This window comes from Cellulomonas sp. P2_B4, assembly GCF_056404795.1.
Genome location: NZ_JBFUDI010000009.1, coordinates 1 through 18,349 on the forward strand (window position 1 = coordinate 1; position 18,349 = coordinate 18,349).

Consider the following 18,349-nt stretch of genomic DNA (forward strand, 5'->3'; position numbering starts at 1 on the left):
GAAGGAGGCCGACCTGCTGCGCACGGTGCTTCTGGAGCTGGAGGAGTACGAGCACGACGTGCTCTACCCGCTGGCCTCGCGTCAGCTCAACATCGACCTCGACGACGGCGTAAAAGCCAACTACCCGAAGTTCGGTGCTGCCATGAGGAAGATCCCCGGACTTGAGGTCGCAGATGAGTGACACCATCACCGTCCGCCCACACTTGCTGCGGTGGTTCGAGAGTCGCCGAGTGGTCTTCTGGCATGACCCGGAGGGCCAGTACGCCGCGGATCTCGACAGCCTCGACCTTCCGGGGATCCAGACCATCCGGGTCGCCAACGATGAGTTCGCCGTCAAGAACCGGCTATTGCACGACGAACCGGAGGGCAAGTTCCTCGTCTACCGCTCGGGCCAGGTGCCTGGTGGTATCGGCGACTGGCTGCTCGACCTGGAGCTCGCTTACGGCGTCTTCACAGCCGACCGGACCGCCCTCGTCGCGCAGGATCTCGGCCTGGTGGGCAAGGGCGTCGACGAGGTTGTCCTGGCGCACGAGAAGTTCTTCAACGCCATCAAGCGGGTCCAGAGCCTCAAGGCGCTGCTGAGTCCGGACGACGACGCCGCCCGACTGCGAGCCAAACTCAGCGCCGTGGTGCTCGGTCAGCGCGAGCACAGCCTGCTGGAGATCACGCGCACCCTCCTGACTGAGAACGCGAACGGAGTGCGTGCCAAGTACGACGCCCTTGCCGACTACGGTCTTGACGGCTTCTACTGGCAGGGCGTGTCTCGCATCTACGGCTACGAGGCGTCCACGCCGAGCATCGACGACCTGGTGCTGTGGATCTTCCAGCGGGCCATCGAGGGCTTCACCTCGGACCGCCCGGGTGGGTTGCAGAACATCCAGCTCGACTTCGCCAGCCTGCGCAACGACCGGCGTAGCCAGGACGCCATGGCAGCGCTCGCCAAGCGGGCAGCCGGCGACCTGGACTACAAATCGAAGATCGAGGACGCCAGCTTCAGAGACTTGGTCAGCGTCGACCTGTTCGAGGAGACCGACCAAAAGATCATCAGCGACTTGGCTCGAGCCGTCGCAGAACAAACTGTCACGTCGCGTGACGTCGCCGAGGTGGTCCGGGCGCGGCAGAGCAGTGTCTGGATCGACAACTACCGGCAGCTTTACACCGCGGTGGCGAGCGCCTCGGAGCTGCTGGCCGAGCTCGCCTCGCTTAACGTGGTCATGCAGTCGTTCGACGATGGCCTGGAGCGCTACCGGCGCGAGTGGTTTCGCATCGACCAGCTCTACCGCCAGTTCGTCTTTGCCGCCCGCATGGCTGAGTACCCCAAACCCCTCGAAGCGCTGCGCGAGCAGGTAGAGAAACGCTATACCAACAAGTACGTCTACGAGCTGGGCAATGCCTGGCAGCAGCAGGTCGACCAGATCGAGAAATGGCGCTCGACAGCGCTGCGCTCCCAGTCGGCCTTCTACGCCCGCTACGTCGAGCCTCTGGTGCGTGACGGCGACAAGAAAGCCGTCGTCATCATCTCCGATGCCATGCGGTACGAGGTGGCCGACGAGCTCGGCTCGCTCATCCGGCAGGAGGACCGCTTCGATGCCACGTTGGATGCGTTGCTCGGGGTGCTGCCGAGCTACACGCAGCTCGGCATGGCCGCGCTCCTGCCGCACTCCACGCTGAAGCACTCGGCCGACGCTAAGACCGTGCTGGCCGACGCCCGCCCAACCAACAGCACCGTCTTCCGGTCCAAGATCTTGGAGGCGGTCGGTGGAGTGGCGATCCAGGCTGAGGCCTTCAAGGATCTGACCGCCGACAAGCGGCGCGAGTTGTTCAAGGACAACCAGGTCCTGTACGTCTACCACAACCGGATAGACGCCAGGGGTGAGGAGCTCACCACCGAGCGTCAGGTCTTTGAAGCGGTTGATGACACCCTGCGAGACATCGTCGACTTGGTGAAGAAGCTGGCGAGTGCCAACGCCACCAACATCTTCGTCACGGCCGACCACGGCTTTCTGTTCCAGGACGATGTGCTCGCAGAGCAGTTCTTCTTGTCGACGAAGCCGCAGGGCGACGATCTCAAGTACGTCAACAAGCGATTCGTGCTCGGCACGGGCCTCAAGGTCGATCCTGCGTTCGTCACCTTCGAGGCTGCCCAGCTCGGGTTAGAGAGCGAGCTGGAGGTTCAGATCCCCAAGTCGATCCACCGCCTGCGCCTGGCAGGGAGCGGATCACGCTTTGTTCATGGCGGGGCGACGTTGCAGGAGATCGTCGTGCCGGTGCTTGCAGTCAACAAGAAACGAAAGAGCGACACCCGGCTGGTCAACGTCGAGGTGTGGCCGGAGTCGGACAAGATCACGACCGGACAGGTCGTCGTCCGCCTGTTCCAGTCCGAGCCGGTCAGCGAAAAGGTCCAGCCGCGTGCCCTGCGTGCTGGCCTCTATGTCGGAGAGACGCTGATCTCGAACCTCGTGGACCTGACGTTCGACCAGACCTCGGTCGACAAGCGCGACCGCTATCAGAGTGCGCGGATGCTGCTTACCCAGGACGCCAACGACTACAACAATCGTGGCGTGGAGTTCCGGCTTGAAGAGCGCATTACCAACACCAACCAGTGGCGCGTCTACGCCAAGGCGGTCTACACGCTGAAGCGTTCGTTCGCGTCGGACTTCGACTTCTAGCCTGGAGCGGCGATGAGCCAGACCGAGATCGAGGCGCCCAACGCCGGCACGCCGCCGCAGAGCGACCTCGACGTCAAGATCAACCGCCTGTTTCCCGGCGTCGTCGTCCGCAAGGACCTGGTCAAGGCCGTAAAGGGCAACGCGATCGTGCCGTCCTACGTCCTGGAGTACCTGTTGGGGCAGTACGCGGCCTCCGACGACGAAGCCACCATCCAGGCCGGCATCGACACCGTGCGCCAGATCCTCGCCGAGCACTACGTGCACCGCAGCGAGTCCGAGCTCGTCAAGTCGACTATCAAGGAACGCGGCCGCCACCGGATCATCGACAAGGTCGCCGTCACCCTCAATGAGAAGGCCGACGTCTACGAGGCCGAGTTCGCGAACCTTGGCATCAAGGGTGTGATCGTCGAGTCCCCGACCATCAAGGCCCACCCCAAGCTTCTGGTCGGTGGCGTCTGGTGTATCTGCGACATCGAGTACCTCCACGGTGACGACCAGCGCGTCGTGCCGTGGATCCTTGGCTCGATCAAGCCGATCCAGCTGTCGAAGTTCGACTCCGAGCACTACCTCGAGGCTCGCCGCGGGTTCACGACTGACGAGTGGATCGACCTACTCATGCAGTCCATCGGGTTCAACCCCGAGCTGTTCAGCAAGCGAGCCAAGTTCTTCCAGCTGGTGCGCCTCATCCCGTTCGTTGAGCGGAACTACAACCTGGTCGAGCTCGGACCGAAGGGCACCGGCAAGTCCCACATCTTCTCGGAGTTCTCGCCGCACGGGATGCTGATCTCCGGTGGGGAGGTCACCGTCCCCAAGCTGTTCGTCAACAACTCCAACGGTCGCCTCGGGCTAGTCGGGTACTGGGACGTCGTCGCCTTCGACGAGTTCGCCGGCAAGAAGAAGCGCACTGACAAGGCACTCGTCGACATCATGAAGAACTACATGGCGAACAAGACGTTCTCCCGTGGCGTCGAGACGATTGGCGCCGAAGCCTCGATGGTCTTCGTCGGTAACACTTCGCACACCGTGCCGTACATGCTCAAGCACTCGGACCTGTTCGATGAGCTTCCGGAGGCCTACCACGACCCCGCCTTCCTCGACCGCCTGCATCACTACGTACCGGGCTGGGAAGTCGACATCATCCGGGGCGAGATGTTCTCCGACGGCTACGGCTTCGTCGTCGACTACATCGCCGAGGTCCTTAAGTCGATGCGCTCGAAGGACTACTCAGACCGGTACCAGCAGCACTTCACGCTCTCGTCGGACATCTCGACGCGCGACCGGGATGGGATCCACAAGACCTTCTCCGGATTGATGAAGATCCTCTACCCGGGCGGCGAGGCGACCCGGGAGGAGGTCGAGGAGATCCTGCGGTTCGCGATCGAGGGTCGCAAGCGTGTCAAGGACCAGATCGTTCGCATCGACTCCACGATGGCTGAGGTCAAGTTCGGCTATGTCGACCCGGCTGGCGATTGGCACGCCGTCGCGACGCTGGAAGAAGAGGAGTACCCCGCCTACTACCACCGCGGGCGAACGCAGGAGACCGAGACGGAGGGTACGCCCACCGCATCCGATCCGCTCGGCGGTGGCGCGACGTCGACCGCCGTCGGGAGCGCCGGCAGGACGGAGGAGCCGGAAGCCGAGCTGTTCCAGGGGCACCGGGACTACCGCGAGGGTCAGCGGGGCGTCTCGTTCGACTCGCTGCTCATCCCGTACCTGCGAGGCGCGTCGCAGATCACCATCGTGGACCCGTACGTGCGCATGTTCCACCAGGCCAGGAACCTCATGGAGCTGGTCGAGGGGATCGCGCGCGGCAAGGACCCGGCCGACGAAGTCACCCTGAAACTCGTCACGGTCGAGAACCAGGACGGCCCGGAGAAGTTGCAGAAGCAGTACGAGTACCTGCTGCAGATCAAGAAGAGTGCGGCCGTGCTGGGCATCGTCGTCGAGGTCGAGTTCGTCGAACCGCAAGCGATCCACGACCGTTCGATCACGACCGACACTGGTTGGAAGATTCTGCTCGGGCGCGGCCTCGACGTCTTCCAGCGCATGTCCGACAGCCCGTTCGATCTCGCCACGAAGTACCAGAAGTACCGGGAGGTCAAGGCCTTCGGTGTGACCTATCTGCGAGAACTCGACGTCACGCACCTGTCATCCGCGTTGGGGCGGGAAACCGCTGGCACCGACGGCGGTGCCGCTGCCCTGACGTAACAGTGGGCCCCGCCAGCGTGCCTGGCTAAGCCTCGATCCACCGATAGTTCGGTGTGTGGTCGGCGGTGACGGAGCTCGAGGCGGTGGTTTGGCTTCGGGACCGGAGATCGTGTCCGGCCTCGCTGCCGGGTCGTTCCGCGGTTCGATGGTGCGTGCCTGTCGGCGCTGGTGGTCAGGACGCCGACGTTGGTGGTCCGCAGGCGTGGTGTAACAGGTCGGTCCAGGCATCGGCCCATGGCCATCGAGTCGGCAGGTGCAGGCGGAGGCGGCGGGCGGAGCTCGCATTCCGTGCCCGGAGACGGACGCTTGGTCCTCGTTGTGTTGCGTTCATCTCTGTCTGCCTGCGCGATGAAGGGCCCCGTTCAGGCCGGCTCTGAGTCTTGCTTGCGGCGTTGGTGGTCGATGCGGCGTAGCACGGCGCCGTACCCGGTCGTCTCCGCCGCGAAGATCTCCTCGACCTGGGCGACGAGTGCCAGCCCGGGCCATCTGACGCCGTCCGCGATAGGTCGTAGCGTCTTGGGGGACAGGCCCGTGCTTTTCTCCAGCTGGCGCAAGCCGTGGTTGAGCGTCCCGCCGTACTTGCCGACCTGGAGATGCAGGAAGCAGGCGAACTCCGCGGCGTACAAGACGGCGCGTGGCGCGTCGCAGCGTGGGATGCCGAACGGCCACTGGTCCGCGCTGAAGTACTCGATGGGTGCACCGACGCTTCGTGGGGATGGCGAGTCGGGGATCTTGCTGGCCGGCGTTGAGGTCACTGTCGAAGCCTCGCTAGGAGCGCTCATCTCTGTCAACAGAATCCCTCTCTACTTAGAGAAACCCGATCGATACCCTGGCGAGAGCCCCATCTGATCTGGGGCCTTGGCGGCCACTATACCTGCATGTATAGACATCCCCTTGGGAGGTCGACTCTCTACGAAGGGCGTGGACGTCTCGACTTAGAGACGACGTGGTTGCGCGGCCGGCGGTAGCGGACGATCATGGCCGCATAGCACTCACGATCGCGACGGGGGCGCCCCGCCGCACCGCACCCGCACCATCGGGCGCATCGGTCGAGAACTCGCCAGCACGTTGAAGGGCCGGCCGTCCCGGGCAAGGGGGCGGCCGGCCCGGCGAGAGAACTCGCCCGTCCATCACCAGCATCAACCGGACGTCTGGACGTGACCTGATGGTCCCAGAGACCCCTGACACGCGCACCACCCCCAACGACGCAAGACCGGCGCGGCCCATCGCCAGACGTGCGCGGGAGCGTCAGCGGCGCTCACTCGAGAGCCGGCCTCCGCGTTGGCCCGGCGTCTGCCTAGACGTCGCGAGCGGTCCGCGATGACGCTCACCGCGCTCGCCGCGCTGCCGCCACCCGAGGGGCTGTGGCGGTCGCAGGACGGAATCTGGCGCCGTCCGTACGAGCGGCGCAGCACTCCCGGGTTCAAGAGGGGCCGACGGTTGTGCTTTCTGGACGGGAATCTGCCGCGGCCGACACCGCACGCCCGACGGAGCGCAATCACCCCGCAGATGATCGACGCGCTCAACCAGCCCGGCGTCGTGCGGATCGCGGCCAGGCCCCGGGGGCACACCCGAATGCTGACGGCCAACGACATCGACGCGCTCGACTTGTACGAGCTTGCCGAGATCACCCGACCATCGACTTGGCGCACGCAGCGGAACTTCACGGGGAAGGTGTCCATCCCGCACGCGCGCGGTACCTTCCACGGCTGGTACTGGTCGGATCTGGAGTACGACCACTACCTCGAGCTCGCGTGGGAAGGCTTCGACGAGCTCAACACGCAGTTCATGCGGATCTACTGGCACTGGCCCGACGGGACCGTCGAGCACCACGACCCCGACGCCGCGTACCGTCGCGACGGCCAGTTCACCCTCTTCGACGTCACCGCCGAGGACCTTCTGGACGACAAGAAGCGGCGCTCGTTCGACCTGACGATGCTCACGGCGAACACGTTCGGGTGGAACTACGAAGTCGGCACCGAAAGACGTCTGCCCGAAGTCCGGCGCGCCAACCTGGCCTTCATCGAGCTCGCGTCCGAGCACCCGCCTGTTCCGCGGGTGCTGCGCACACCGCTGTCCCTGTCCGGTCTGGCGAGTGCGTACGGCGGCGGTGCGGCGGGTAACACGCGCGCGCTTCGCGCGCTGTGGCAGCGGGAGTACTTCATCGACATGCGCGAGTCGCTCGACAGCACGTGCCTGCTCGCGGGCGTGCCGCGTACCCCTCGTCGCTCATGGGTGATGTCGTGAGCCGCGCGCGCACGCAGAAGAAGATCCGTGGGCGCAGGCGCCGCATCAAGCTGGCCGAGGAATACGTCCTCAAGGACGGGTCGACGTTCCGGATCGTTGGGTTCCGCAACAAGGAGAACTCCAGCAAGGTGCTGGCCATCGTCGAGACACCCACGGAACGCCTCAAGATCAGTTGGAACTTGCTGGCGCAGCGCGTGTCGAGCTCGCTGGCCAACGATGGCGAGTCAAGCGAGCCGCTCGCGTACGACGTGCGCACGCGGATGTTGCTGCGGATGCTCAGCCCGACCGATCACATCTACGCCACGATGGCGATCGCGCACATGTGCCAGGCACGCCACGGCGACTTCAACGGCAGCTTCTCCGGAGCCCGGCCGAACTTCCGTGAAGACAAGGGTGTGTACGACAAGGACTACGACCCTGAACTGGTTAGCGCCGGCGTGAGAGTCGAGAACAAGTCGAAGTGGCTCACCGCCAACTGGGGCTCTGGGTGGAGCGTCCCGCGCCTATACGACAAGATGCAGCACGTCCTCGACGGTGGTGAACGAGGCATTGCGATCTTGTGGGACAAGCGAACGCACTCGAAGCTGAGGACGCTGCAGAAACTCACCCCGGACGTCTACGCGGCACTCGAAGAGGTCGCCGAACGTCACACCGCGCCGGGCGTCGGCACGTTGGAGTGGGAGCAGCGGGAGGCGGACTTCCGTGCCGCGCTCCAGCGACACGGTGTCAACCACGAGGAGCTGGGCCGCGAGCTGCAGCGCGACCTTCTCGCTGCGGCGACGGCCGGCGCCTTCCTCGAGGACGTGGGGTCGACTCGAACGAGCAAGGCGGCCAGCCCCAAGCACCCGTACGGGCACCAGGACGTGGTTGCACCTGGTCGTGTCATCGAGATCGACGGCACGCCGATCAACGCGTTCTGCAGGGACGAGGCAGGTGAGCCGATCGATGGCGAAGTGCTCGTCGCCATTGACGCGTCAACGCGCATGATCGTGGGTCTGCGTGTCGTGGCGAAGGGAATGGCTTCGCGCGACGTGAGGCTGCTTTTCTTCGACGTGCTGTCGGGCAGGTTTCGCCGGGAATGGAAGATCAAGAGCGACCTCCTGTGGATGGGAGTTCCCGACACCATGTGCATCCCGGAGGGAATGCGTCCGGTGATAAAGGGATTCAAGATGGACCGCGGCCCGCAGATGGAAAGTTACGTCACGATGGAGACGTTGCAGCAGCAGGGCGCTGACCTCAACATGACGCCGACGCGAAGCGGGACTGCGAAGGGGATCGTCGAGTCTTTCCTCAAGCACTTCGCGAAGATCATGCAGGGGATGCCGGGCGACAAGGGGTCTTCGCCGCACCACAAGGGCGACCAGACTGGCGCGGCACCCGGGCCGACGCTCGCTCAGGTGGAGTACTTCCTGCGCGAGTATGTTCTGCGCGTCTACCACCTGAAGAAGCACGAGAACCTTCGCGACCCGATCGACCCACGGCGCAGAATCTGCCCCATCGACTGCTTCATGAACCACGTCTCAGCGTTCCGTGAGGTCGCAGTCCCGATGGACGAGGACTTCGTCGTTCAGTTCCTGTTCCCGGTTCCGGTGCGTGCGTCCTATGCCGGCATCGAATGCGACGGCGCGTTTTATCAGAGCGACGAACTGGATGGCGTGCGCGACGAGGACAAGGGGCGTGGTACTCGCTCGCCGGACCTGGAGGCGCGTGTCGACCCCTACAACCCGCGGTGGATTCTCGTTTATCACACCGTTCGGAATGAGTGGATCTCAGTTCCGCGGGACAAGCGGTATAACGACATTCAGACCCCGGGGCGATACGACGTGGCGCACGCGCTTGCGGACCGTCGCGCGGCCGGCGAACGGACGGACTTCGCCATGTCCCGCAACGAGAGCTCGCTCGAGCTCGGGATACTGCGGAACGACTACACGGCGATGCTCGCTCAAGCAGCTGAGGAGATGGCGGCAGCTGACGGCGCCACGAAGCAGCAGCGCGCACGGGACGCCCGTATCGCTGATGCCCGCGAGCGCGCGGCGAACGCCGACCCCGCGCTCGCCGGCTACCTCCACTCCGTTCCGGACTCCGACAACGTCGTCAGCATCGACGAAGCGCGACTCAGGAAGGAAGGCGCCCTCGTTGCTGTTGGCGCATCCGCCGCCGACGACTTTGACGAGGAGTACAGACCCCAGGACATCCCATGGCGGTAGGTCGCAGGGGTAAGGACGACGGTGCGGCGCGAGACGAAGACCTGCAGCACATCGAAACTTGGCCGCGTCGTATTGCCGAGATCGACGAGCAGTACTACAACCCCAAAGGTCCGGCGGTGCACGCGGACCGCTGCATCGCAGGCGAGCGGCCGTCGCCGAAACAGATGAAGGCGTGCTCGAAGCGGGAGATGTGGCTCCCCACAGAGTTCGCCCTGGCGGTCGACAGCACGATCACCCGGTCCCGCGGGCAGAACCTCGACAAGCCACGCGCGGAACGGATCACGTTGATCGACTCCGAGCCAAACACCGGGAAGTCGACCGCGCTCGAGAGGTCCATCCTTCGCAGAGCCGACAGTGGGTGGCAGGCCGGAACGTACGTCGATGAGGAGACGATGCGTAGACCCGTGGTGTACGTGCGCCTCGGGTCAACGAGCGGGCCCGCCGACCTGATGAAGGCAATCATGGCCGGGTACGGAAGAACTGATCCGTCGGGCACCGTGGACTCCTTCATCACGTGGATCGCAGCGATGGCCCGGCTGACGGAGACACAAGTAATCGTTCTCGACGACTTGCACATGACCGCGGGCCCACGCGTCGCGGACGTCACGAACACGATCCGGAACCTCATGGCGGAACTCTCGCCCACGACGCTCGTCGTAGCGGGTGTGCACCTCGAAGAGGCGCCCGTCCTGAACAACCCGCCGCATCGCGGTTACTTCGCCGACGAGCAGATCCTCGAGCGTGCAGATTGGGTCCACGGCCGGGACTACCAGTTCTCGCCCGCGAAGTGGCGGTGGCTGCTGAGAACACTGAGCGCGCAAGTCCACCTGCCTGACGGCAGCGAAGCCTCAGACGTCTTCACAAGCAGGGAGACGTGCTTCGCGATGGGCGCGGCAACCGGGGCCGCCATCGGCGGTGCCGCCTCCGTCATCGACCTCGCCGTCGACGATGTGTTCGACACTGGACAGGACTTCAAGGAGGCGCTCGCGGTGCGCATCGGCCTCGCACGACTCGAACGTGATCGGCGCCTCGAACGGAAGAAGGCACTAGGACAGAGTCGGGGGCGGCGGCGTGGGTGAACGGTGGGCACGGCTTCCCATCGGGCCGTTGCCACTCATGCGAGAGCCACTCGGGGCGTATCTGTGGCGTGCCGGGGCGAAGAATCACCTGGGTCTCGGCCAGGTGCTCCGCGAGCTTGGGATTGCATCCTCCGGCACCGTGCTCGAACGCATCACGCTTGCGGTGAGCGACCGGGAACGCGACGCAATCATCGAAGTGTTCGGACTGACCAGACGTGAAGTCGCCGACATGACGCTTGACCACTTCGCGCACGGTGACATTCGCCAACTCCGGGAGCAGACCCCTGCTCTGCAGGTCACCCCTGTCTGCGCTCAATGCGTGCGCGTAGGTGTCTGGGACTTGCTCTGGTACACCGGCCTGCTGTCGGTGTGTGCTACCCACCGGGTGCAGCTCCTCAGACGTTGCACGGCCTGCGGCGAACCGATCACGATCGATGGTGTTCGGCGAAACGGACTTAGCATCGACGACAGGTTCGTCCACGGGCGAGCTGACCACTCGTGCTCGCTCCGAGGCGCTTCGGGCCGGCCGGCCGTGGGTTTCGTTCACGCGAGCGAGACGGCATCCAACCTCCTCGGCACCGTCGACAAGCCCGGCGACGATATGTACGCCATCGACGTCCTTCGCGTGCTCGTGGCGTCGCGCCACAGCCGACATGTCGGGTCGGCGTCGGACAAGCGAACCGCAGTTGACGAGCACCACATGTCGGACCTCCAGGCCGCAGTGGCCGTCGCGACAGGGGACTTCGCCGATGCGGTCACGCACCCAGAGGTTGGCCGGATCGCCCGCGAATCAGTTCGGCGCCACCGGGGACCTTTGCCCATCCCGTCGGCGCCCACGGCTTTGGTAAAGGGCGAGGACCGCGTCACGTCCGTCTTCTGGCGCGCGGCGGCCATGTATCGAGCCACCCGCGTCGGAGTCACCGTCCCAGGGCCGGGATTCGCCGGCAACATCGACATGCTTCCGACGACAGTCCCGTTGTCTCTGTTCGAGCTCGACCTCGCCGACGCCTTCGACGACATCGACCTTGACGTGGCACGAACATTCACCGCCGTTGCCATCGCCCAACCGGCTGGATCGCACTCGTGGAGTCCAGCCGGCACCGCGTTGCGGCTTGGCCCCAACACGGTGCAGCGCGCCCGCACTGCGATCGAGGAGATCGAGGCCGCAGGGCGCGGCGAACCGTTCTGGGACGCCGCCCAGCTGATCCGGCAACAGCTCGCTGCAGCGCAGATCAACTTCGCGACCCGTGTGAACCGCGTCCTGAACCCGAATCACCTTGACCGTGGCTATATCCGCGAAGCGGCTTCCACGTTCGACTGCACGGCGGTGGACGTCCGCCGATGGCTTCTCGATCGGTGGGCCGGCATGTCTGCGCGTTACGTGAGCACGAACGAACTTCGACGAGTCAGAGTCCAACCGCGCTCCTTTGACGAGCTCGACGCTTCGTTGACCGGCACGACGGCGTGGACGCGCCAGCTTGACGAACTCCTGTTGGGGCGAGCGGATGCTGCCGACCGGTCCGCCTAGAGCCGACGAGGCCCTCGCCGGCTACCTGTGGAGAGTCTCGCGGGCGGTCCGCCTTGATCTACCAGAGCTGGTCCGGCAGGTTCATCCGGGTGCGAGGCGCCGGCGCAGCGTCCTGAGCTTTGCGTTCCTGAGTTTGCGAGAAGCCGCGAGCCTGACACCGCACCTGCCCGTGGATGTGGACGCCGTGACGAACATGACGTTGGCGCGGTACGCCGCGTTTAGCGGCCTCCCGGGCATGGTCGAGGTGCATTCGAGACCCAACGTCTTGGAGCAGCAGCGGATCCATTGGTGGCAGTTCAACGGTGACCGCTTCTGCCCGTGGTGCCTGTCGGCGACATCGACGTGGCTTGTCTCGTGGCTTCACCCGTGGTCGTTCGTCTGCGTCGACCACGAGGTAGTGCTGCGACAGTCGTGCGGCTCGTGCAACCGACCCGCGCGTCTGCTCGTCAACGCAGACAACAACACCACCGACGAACGATGCGCGTGCGGCGCACTGTGGAAGCACGCGACAGCAGTCGCCGCGTCGGCCGCGGACGTCGACCTGCAGCGTGACCTGGACGCTGTTGTTCACGCGCCGAGCACGTCTGTGTGGTCAATGACGATCCCCAGCATCGACGCGTTGGACATCTGGCGTGCAGCGTCGGCCGTCCTCGCTGGGACGGACGCGGTGCCCCGGTGGGCTCCACGACCTTGGCTCAGCCCACCCACACCGGAGGTCACCCGCGCCGCCTTCGCGTCGGCCTCACGCATAGTCACCGCTCCCACGGTTGACGACGCCGCGAACGAGTTTCGTGCAGTGTTCCGCTCCGACGATGCCGCGATCACGAACCGACTACGAGATCGGCTCCCCGCTAGCTCGCCCTTGAACCCGGTCGTCGCCCGCTGGCAGCTGTCCCGTGCACGCGTCGCCACCCGCCTGACACACACCCACCAACAAGGCGCCTTTGACCTCATCCGCCTGCAAGGCCAAGCACTACCAACCCTCGCGCCCGTCGCCGTGTTGTCCGACGACTGGCGTCGACCCGGGGCGCCGCACATCTTGCTACGCCGCTGTGCGGTCTCACTTGCCGCGGCACGCCTCGGCGGCGCTGGAACTTGGGCCGACGCCGCGGCCTACGTCGGTGTCACCGCGACGTACGCCCCACGGATCACGCGGTACGTCATCAGCCGCATGGGCTCTGAAGCTGCATCGCAACTCACGGCAGCAGCAATCGAACTAACCCGAGGCCGTCACCGTCCTGCACTGGTCGCCGACCCACCGATCGACTCGTTCGCAGCGCTCGCATCCTTCGCGACATCCACGAAAGCCTGAGAGGGCGCCACCCGGAACCATCCGCCGCGTCGAGCCCCTCATCGGCGCAGCTTCGGCTCGCCGATTCTCAACTTAGGGTCCAGATTCTCAAGTTACGCAGACGCGCTCACCCCGGGTACCCGGTCCCCGCGAAGTAGTGAGTCGTCGACGAGGTCGTGAGCAGCAGGTCACTACCTCGTCGTCAACTCACTTCTTCGACGCGCGAGGCGGCACGTCGGGCCGGTAGGCGGTGTCCCGGTCAGCGCGCGGAGTACTCCTGGTCGGTGACGTGCGACAGCCAGACCGTGCTCTGCGACGGGTCGTCGGCACCCTCGGACATGGCGAGGTGCTCCATGAAGTCGTCGGGCGTCGCGCCGTGCCAGTGCTCCACGCCGGGCGCGCAGTAGACGGTCTCGCCGGGACGGACGACGAGGACCTCCCCGCCTCGCGACTGGGTGAGCGCGACGCCGGACAGCACGTGCAGGGTCTGACCGCGGGCGTGCCGGTGCCAGGCCGTCCGGGCGCCGGGCGCGAACCGGACCAGCCCGACGACCATCCGCTGGTCGCCCTCCTGCGGGGTCGCGATGAGGTCGACCCACACGTCGCCGGTGAAGCGATCGGGCGGGTTCTTGGCCGTCGGCGGCTTCGGGATCCTGCGCATCAGGAACTCACGCTCTCGTCGGAGAAGGTGGCCGCCCACGACTCGAGCAGCTTGAGCCCGTCGTCGGACGGTGACCCGGGCTGGGCCGTGTAGACGTTGAGCTGCAGGCCGGGGTCGGCGGGCAGCAGGAGCGCCTCGTAGTCCAGCTCGAGCAGGCCGACGGCGGGGTGGTGGAACACCTTGGTGCCGCTGCGGTGGTAGCGGACGTCGTGCGACGCCCAGAGCCGCCGGAATTCCTCGCTCCGCGTGGAGAGCTCGCCGACGAGCGCGGTCAGCTGGGTGTCGTAAGGGTTGCGGCCGGCCTCAGCACGCAGGATCGCGACGGCATCGTGGGCCATCCGGTCGGCCTTCTCCCCCCAGAACGCGCGGGCGCCCGCCGGGTCGAGGAACTGGAACCGAGCGGTGTTGACCTGCCCAGGTCCCAGGGACTCGTAGAGCGGCGAGTAGAGCGCGCGGCCGAGCCGGTTGGCGCCCAGGACGTCGAGCCGCCCGTTCCGCACGAACGCCGGGGCGTGCTCGAGCGCGTCGACGATGCGCTGCACCGCGGGACGCAGCACGCCGGGCTTGGCGCGGCGCGCGCGTGTGCGGGCGACCCCCGACGCGTTGGCCGCGCGGGCGAGGTCGAACAGGTGGCCGCGCTCGGCCTCGTCGAGCTGCAGGGCCTCGGCGAGGGTCTCGAGAACCTCCTCGGACACCCCGCCCAGGTTCCCGCGCTCGAGCCGGATGTAGTAGTCGACGCTCACGCCGGCGAGCATCGCCACCTCCTCGCGGCGCAGCCCCGGCACGCGCCGGTTCCCGCCGTACGCGGGCAGGCCGGCCCGCTCGGGGGTGATCCGACCTCGACGCGTGGTGAGGAACTCACTCGTCTCGGTTCTCAGGTCCATGCCTCGACGGTAGGTCCCCCGGCGGGCCGGTGGGAGGTACTGGCACTACCGGGAAGGGCGGTGACTCCCGCGGGTGCGCGGCCGGCGGTTGAGTGGGACGCATGACACCCAACCCGCGGGCGCAGGCGAACCACGACGCCCTGTTCCCGGACCACGAGTCCACGCTGGCCCGCACGGACCCCGAGCTGATCGAGTACTTCGACAGCTTCGCGTTCGACGAGGTCCTCGCGCACGGCAACCTCGACCCGCGCACGCGCCTCATGACCCAGGTCGCGGCGCTGATCGCGGTCGGCGCCGTCACCGAGTTCCGCGTGATGGCCGGCGCGGCGCTGACCGTCGGCGTGACACCGGTCGAGCTCAAGGAGGTCGTCTACCAGGCGGTCCCGTACGTCGGGATCGGGCGCGCGCTCGACTTCCTGCACGCGACGAACGACCTGCTCACCGACCGGGGCGTCGAGCTGCCGCTGCCCGGGCAGTCCACGACGACACCGCAGACGCGCGCGGCGGACGGTCGCGCGGTGCAGGAGCGGATCGTCGGTGCGGAGAACGTCGCCGCGATGTACGCGAACGCTCCCGACGACGAGCGGCACCTGCAGCGGTGGCTGTCCGCGAACTGCTTCGGCGACCACTACACCCGCACGGGCATCGACGTGCCGACGCGCGAGCTGCTGACCCTCGCGATGCTCGTCGGCCTCGGCGGCGCCGACCCGCAGGTGCGCGGGCACGTCGCGGCGAACGTGCGGGTCGGGAACGGTCGGCAGATGCTGATCGACGTGGTCACGCAGCTCCTGCCGTTCGTCGGCTACCCGCGCACCCTCAACGCCCTCGCCGCGATCGACGCGGTCGCGCCCCACCACGACTGAAGGAGCAGTACCGACCGCTCGGCCGCACAGGCGTCGACGTGAGCCCGCTGTGCCTCGGCGCCATGACGTTCGGGCTGTACCGCGCGTGGACAGGACGAGCGACGACTGACCCGCACGGCCGGCCTCGGTCCCCTCAGGCCGAGGCCGGCCGCCGACCGGGTCAGCTCGCGGAGGCCGCCGCCGGTGCCGGGACGCCGAAGCCCTTCGCGGCCAGCCAGTCGAGGACGACCTCGGCGACGTCGGACCAGCCGGCGTCGATGGTCAGCGAGTGACCCTTGCCCTCGAACTCGTGGTACGCGGTCGACGAGGCGGCGTTGTCGGAGTAGAGGCTGAACACCTCGCGCGTGACCTTGGCGGGGACGGTGTGGTCGACCGAGCCGGAGGTGAGCAGGAGCGGCCCGCGGACGGCGGTGTGCGTGTCCACCTGCGCGGGGGAGTGCTTCGAGAAGTTGGCGGCGGCGTCCTCGAAGAGCGGGCGGCCCGGCCCGGGGATCGTGAACGCCTCCCAGAGCGCGTCGGACTCCTCCTGGCTCAGCGCGTTGCCGAAGCTGTACCTGAACTCCTTGGCGGTCAGGGCGACCGTGCGCTTCTTGTTCGCGGGGTTGCCGAGCACGGGCAGGCCGGACTTGAGCTGGGAGAACGGCAGGGCCTTGACGCCCTTGATCGGTGCCGGGTCGATGGCGACGGCCGCGACGGCGAGGTCGTGGGCGAGCAGCTCCTGGGCGATCAGGCCGCCGAAGGAGTGCCCGATGACGATGGGCTTGATCCCCGACGCCTCGAAGATGCCGGCGTAGTGCTCGCAGATCGCCGTGATGCCGACGTCGTTCTGGGCCTCGGGGTGGGCGCGGGTGTCGGCCACCGTGGACGCCTCGCCCGGCCAGCCCGGGGCCGTCGCGGAGAAGCCGCGGGTGGCGAGCAGGTCGATCCAGGGTGCCCAGGCGGACGCGTGGATCCAGAGGCCGTGGATGAGGACGACGGGCGGGGTCTCGCTCATGGGACTGCTCCTTCGATGGGGTGGGCGACGTGCGAGGGGCGACGAGAGCGGCCCTATCGGCCGGCGGCGGCGAGGATCACCTGGACGACCGCGTCGGGACGGCTGAGCATCGGGACGTGCGAGGTGTTCAGCTCGACGGTGCGGGAGCCGGCGCGGGCGGCCATGGCGCGCTCGGCCTCCGGCGGGATGGCGTGGTCCTTCGTCGCGACGACGTACCAGGACGGGATGGTGCGCCAGGCGGGCACGCCGGACGGGGTACCGAGCGCGGAGGCCAGCAGCGGGCGCTGCCCGGCCGCGAGCACGGCGGCGTCGGAGGCCGACAGGTCCGCCGCGAAGACGTCGCGGAAGTACGCCGGATCGACGTAGGCGTCGACGTCGCCCGGCGAGGCACCCGCCGTCGGACGGACCACGATGTGCTGGCCGAGCAGGGCCGTGCCGCCGCCGAGTGCGTTGGCCGCGCCGATGCTCTCGCCCTCGTCGAGCGCATAGGCCGCGACGTAGACGAGGGCCTGGACGCTGGCGTTGCCCGTCGCGGCGTTGGTGATCACGGCACCGCCGTAGGAGTGGCCGACGAGCACGATCGGGCCCGGGATCGTCGCCAGGAACGAGCGCAGGTAGTCGGCGTCGGGAGCGATGCCGCGCAGCGGGTTGGCCGGGGCGTAGACGGTGTAGCCCTTGCGCTGCAGCCGCTCGGTCACCTTGGCCCAGCTCGACGCGTCCGCGAACGCGCCGTGCACCAGCACGATCGTGGGCTTGGGGGTGTCCGGGCGGTGCGCGCTGGCGCTGCCCATGGTGAACGCCGCCGCCAGGCAGAGCAGGAGGGCGGTGGCGAGCGAGCGGACGAGGACGCGGGTGCGAGCGGGCATGTCGGGCTCCTTGGTGGGTGGAGGTCAGAGGGTGGTGACGAGCCCGCCGTCGATGCGGATGTCGATGCCGGTCGCGTTCCAGGCGCGGGACCCGGCGAGCATGACGACCAGGTCGGCGACCTCGTCGGGACGCGTGAACCGGCCGGTCGCGGAGTCGGCGGCCGCACCCGCGGCGACCTCCGCGGCGGTGTGCCCGGTGCGGGCCGCGATGGTCTCGGCGACGCCGCCCCCGCCGAGCCACAGGTCGGTGGCGACCGGGCCGGGGCTGATCGTGTTGACGCGGACCCCCTGAGGACCGACCTCGCGCGACAGGGACTTGCTGAAGTTCGACAGCGCGGCCTTGGCGGAGCTGTAGTCGATGACGGCAGGGTCGGCGAGGACCGCGTTGACCGAGCTGATCGTCACGATCGACGATGGAGCACTGGTCAGCAGGTGCGGCAGGGCGGCCCGCGTCGCCCGGACGGCCGGCATGACGTTCGTCGCGAAGGCCCACAGCCAGTCCTCGTCGGTGACCGCGGCGAAGCCGTCCAGACGAGGGCGGACGCCGCCGATGTTGTTGACCAGCACGTCGACGCGGCCGTGAGCCGCGACGGCGGCGTCGATCAGCGCCACCGGGCCCTCGGCGGTGGACAGGTCGCCGGTGACGACGAGCACGGGCAGCGCCTCCAGCGCGGCGTTCGACGACCGCACCCCGGCGACCACCAGGGCGCCCTCCGCGACGCACGCCTGGACGATCGCGAGACCGATCCCGCGGCTCGCACCGGTGACGACGACGACCTTGCCGGTCAGCTCCTGGTCCATGCCTCCACCGGACCACCCCGCCCGATTCGTCCGCACCCGGGAAAGACCCCA

The 18,349-nt window shown here is 67.2% G+C and carries 15 protein-coding genes; 9 read left to right on the forward strand and 6 right to left on the reverse strand.

Translation table 11 applies throughout. The features are described from left to right. The 3 genes from AC1DZC_RS15010 to brxL form a co-directional block, all read left to right on the forward strand. On the forward strand, positions 1 to 181 hold a 181-nt coding region (locus tag AC1DZC_RS15010; RefSeq protein WP_477043831.1), incomplete at its 5' end, for a hypothetical protein. After that, the gene (pglZ, locus tag AC1DZC_RS15015) at positions 174 to 2,669 is read left to right on the forward strand and encodes a BREX-1 system phosphatase PglZ type A (protein ID WP_477043832.1); all 2,496 of its coding nucleotides are present in this window, start codon (positions 174 to 176) and stop codon (positions 2,667 to 2,669) included. The genes AC1DZC_RS15010 and pglZ, both read left to right, overlap by 8 nt. Positions 2,670 to 2,681: 12 nt before the next feature. Then, entirely contained in the window at positions 2,682 to 4,877 is a 2,196-nt protein-coding gene (brxL, locus tag AC1DZC_RS15020; protein WP_477043833.1) for a BREX system Lon protease-like protein BrxL, read from the forward strand. A 362-nt stretch (positions 4,878 to 5,239) separates the two neighbouring features. Here the strand turns inward: brxL and AC1DZC_RS15025 are convergent, their stop codons facing one another. Continuing rightward, positions 5,240 to 5,632: a hypothetical protein gene (locus tag AC1DZC_RS15025; protein ID WP_477043834.1), complete on the reverse strand. Its 393-nt coding sequence runs from the start codon at positions 5,630 to 5,632 to the stop codon at positions 5,240 to 5,242. Positions 5,633 to 6,386: 754 nt separating this feature from the next. On the opposite strand from AC1DZC_RS15025, the gene AC1DZC_RS15030 reads away from it, so the two are divergent. From AC1DZC_RS15030 to AC1DZC_RS15050, 5 genes are read left to right on the forward strand one after another with little or no spacing between them, the layout of a single operon-like run. Next, positions 6,387 to 7,124, forward strand: coding sequence for a hypothetical protein (locus tag AC1DZC_RS15030; RefSeq protein ID WP_477043835.1), 738 nt, complete (start codon positions 6,387 to 6,389; stop codon positions 7,122 to 7,124). Continuing rightward, the gene (locus AC1DZC_RS15035) at positions 7,121 to 9,331 is read left to right on the forward strand and encodes a hypothetical protein (protein WP_477043836.1); all 2,211 of its coding nucleotides are present in this window, start codon (positions 7,121 to 7,123) and stop codon (positions 9,329 to 9,331) included. The genes AC1DZC_RS15030 and AC1DZC_RS15035 overlap by 4 nt, the downstream gene beginning before the upstream one ends. Then, complete coding sequence (locus AC1DZC_RS15040; RefSeq protein WP_477043837.1) at positions 9,322 to 10,410, forward strand: AAA family ATPase; 1,089 nt, start codon at positions 9,322 to 9,324, stop codon at positions 10,408 to 10,410. Before AC1DZC_RS15035 ends, AC1DZC_RS15040 begins: the two co-directional genes overlap by 10 nt. Next, positions 10,403 to 11,938, forward strand: coding sequence for a TniQ family protein (locus tag AC1DZC_RS15045; RefSeq protein ID WP_477043838.1), 1,536 nt, complete (start codon positions 10,403 to 10,405; stop codon positions 11,936 to 11,938). The genes AC1DZC_RS15040 and AC1DZC_RS15045 overlap by 8 nt, the downstream gene beginning before the upstream one ends. Continuing rightward, positions 11,916 to 13,250, forward strand: coding sequence for a TniQ family protein (locus AC1DZC_RS15050; protein ID WP_477043839.1), 1,335 nt, complete (start codon positions 11,916 to 11,918; stop codon positions 13,248 to 13,250). The genes AC1DZC_RS15045 and AC1DZC_RS15050 overlap by 23 nt, the downstream gene beginning before the upstream one ends. Positions 13,251 to 13,488: 238 nt before the next feature. On the opposite strand, the gene AC1DZC_RS15055 is transcribed toward AC1DZC_RS15050, so the two are convergent. Together AC1DZC_RS15055 and AC1DZC_RS15060 are read right to left on the reverse strand one after the other, a co-directional pair. Then, positions 13,489 to 13,890 carry a (R)-mandelonitrile lyase gene (locus AC1DZC_RS15055; protein ID WP_477037832.1) on the reverse strand — a complete coding sequence of 134 codons (402 nt, stop codon included), beginning with the start codon at positions 13,888 to 13,890 and terminating at the stop codon, positions 13,489 to 13,491. Continuing rightward, the gene (locus tag AC1DZC_RS15060) at positions 13,890 to 14,774 is read right to left on the reverse strand and encodes a helix-turn-helix transcriptional regulator (RefSeq protein WP_477043840.1); all 885 of its coding nucleotides are present in this window, start codon (positions 14,772 to 14,774) and stop codon (positions 13,890 to 13,892) included. The genes AC1DZC_RS15055 and AC1DZC_RS15060 overlap by 1 nt, the downstream gene beginning before the upstream one ends. 101 nt (positions 14,775 to 14,875) lie before the next feature. On the opposite strand from AC1DZC_RS15060, the gene AC1DZC_RS15065 reads away from it, so the two are divergent. Then, positions 14,876 to 15,637: a carboxymuconolactone decarboxylase family protein gene (locus AC1DZC_RS15065; protein ID WP_477037834.1), complete on the forward strand. Its 762-nt coding sequence runs from the start codon at positions 14,876 to 14,878 to the stop codon at positions 15,635 to 15,637. Between the two features lie 160 nt (positions 15,638 to 15,797). Here AC1DZC_RS15065 and AC1DZC_RS15070 read toward each other — a convergent pair whose 3' ends face one another. Genes AC1DZC_RS15070 through AC1DZC_RS15080 form a run of 3 tightly spaced genes read right to left on the reverse strand, consistent with a single transcriptional unit; the run spans position 15,798 to position 18,298 of the window. Continuing rightward, complete coding sequence (locus AC1DZC_RS15070; protein WP_477043841.1) at positions 15,798 to 16,631, reverse strand: alpha/beta hydrolase; 834 nt, start codon at positions 16,629 to 16,631, stop codon at positions 15,798 to 15,800. A gap of 53 nt (positions 16,632 to 16,684) precedes the next feature. Further along, a complete protein-coding gene (locus AC1DZC_RS15075) occupies positions 16,685 to 17,497 on the reverse strand; it encodes an alpha/beta fold hydrolase (protein WP_477043842.1) in 813 nt (270 codons plus the stop codon). A gap of 24 nt (positions 17,498 to 17,521) precedes the next feature. Beyond that, positions 17,522 to 18,298 (reverse strand): SDR family NAD(P)-dependent oxidoreductase, encoded by a 777-nt coding sequence (locus AC1DZC_RS15080; RefSeq protein ID WP_477043843.1) that lies wholly within the window; start codon positions 18,296 to 18,298, stop codon positions 17,522 to 17,524. Positions 18,299 to 18,349 lie beyond the last annotated feature (51 nt).

Bases quoted from the DNA above. Each gene is read 5' to 3' on its own strand.
- AC1DZC_RS15040 (WP_477043837.1), top strand. From the start codon at position 9,322: ATGGCGGTAGGTCGCAGGGGTAAGGACGACGGTGCGGCGCGAGACGAA.
- AC1DZC_RS15060 (WP_477043840.1), bottom strand. From the start codon at position 14,774: ATGGACCTGAGAACCGAGACGAGTGAGTTCCTCACCACGCGTCGAGGT.
- AC1DZC_RS15080 (WP_477043843.1), bottom strand. From the start codon at position 18,298: ATGGACCAGGAGCTGACCGGCAAGGTCGTCGTCGTCACCGGTGCGAGC.
- AC1DZC_RS15050 (WP_477043839.1), top strand. From the start codon at position 11,916: ATGCTGCCGACCGGTCCGCCTAGAGCCGACGAGGCCCTCGCCGGCTAC.
- AC1DZC_RS15070 (WP_477043841.1), bottom strand. From the start codon at position 16,631: ATGAGCGAGACCCCGCCCGTCGTCCTCATCCACGGCCTCTGGATCCAC.
- pglZ (WP_477043832.1), top strand. From the start codon at position 174: ATGAGTGACACCATCACCGTCCGCCCACACTTGCTGCGGTGGTTCGAG.
- brxL (WP_477043833.1), top strand. From the start codon at position 2,682: ATGAGCCAGACCGAGATCGAGGCGCCCAACGCCGGCACGCCGCCGCAG.
- AC1DZC_RS15030 (WP_477043835.1), top strand. From the start codon at position 6,387: ATGATCGACGCGCTCAACCAGCCCGGCGTCGTGCGGATCGCGGCCAGG.
- AC1DZC_RS15075 (WP_477043842.1), bottom strand. From the start codon at position 17,497: ATGCCCGCTCGCACCCGCGTCCTCGTCCGCTCGCTCGCCACCGCCCTC.
- AC1DZC_RS15055 (WP_477037832.1), bottom strand. From the start codon at position 13,890: ATGCGCAGGATCCCGAAGCCGCCGACGGCCAAGAACCCGCCCGATCGC.
- AC1DZC_RS15065 (WP_477037834.1), top strand. From the start codon at position 14,876: ATGACACCCAACCCGCGGGCGCAGGCGAACCACGACGCCCTGTTCCCG.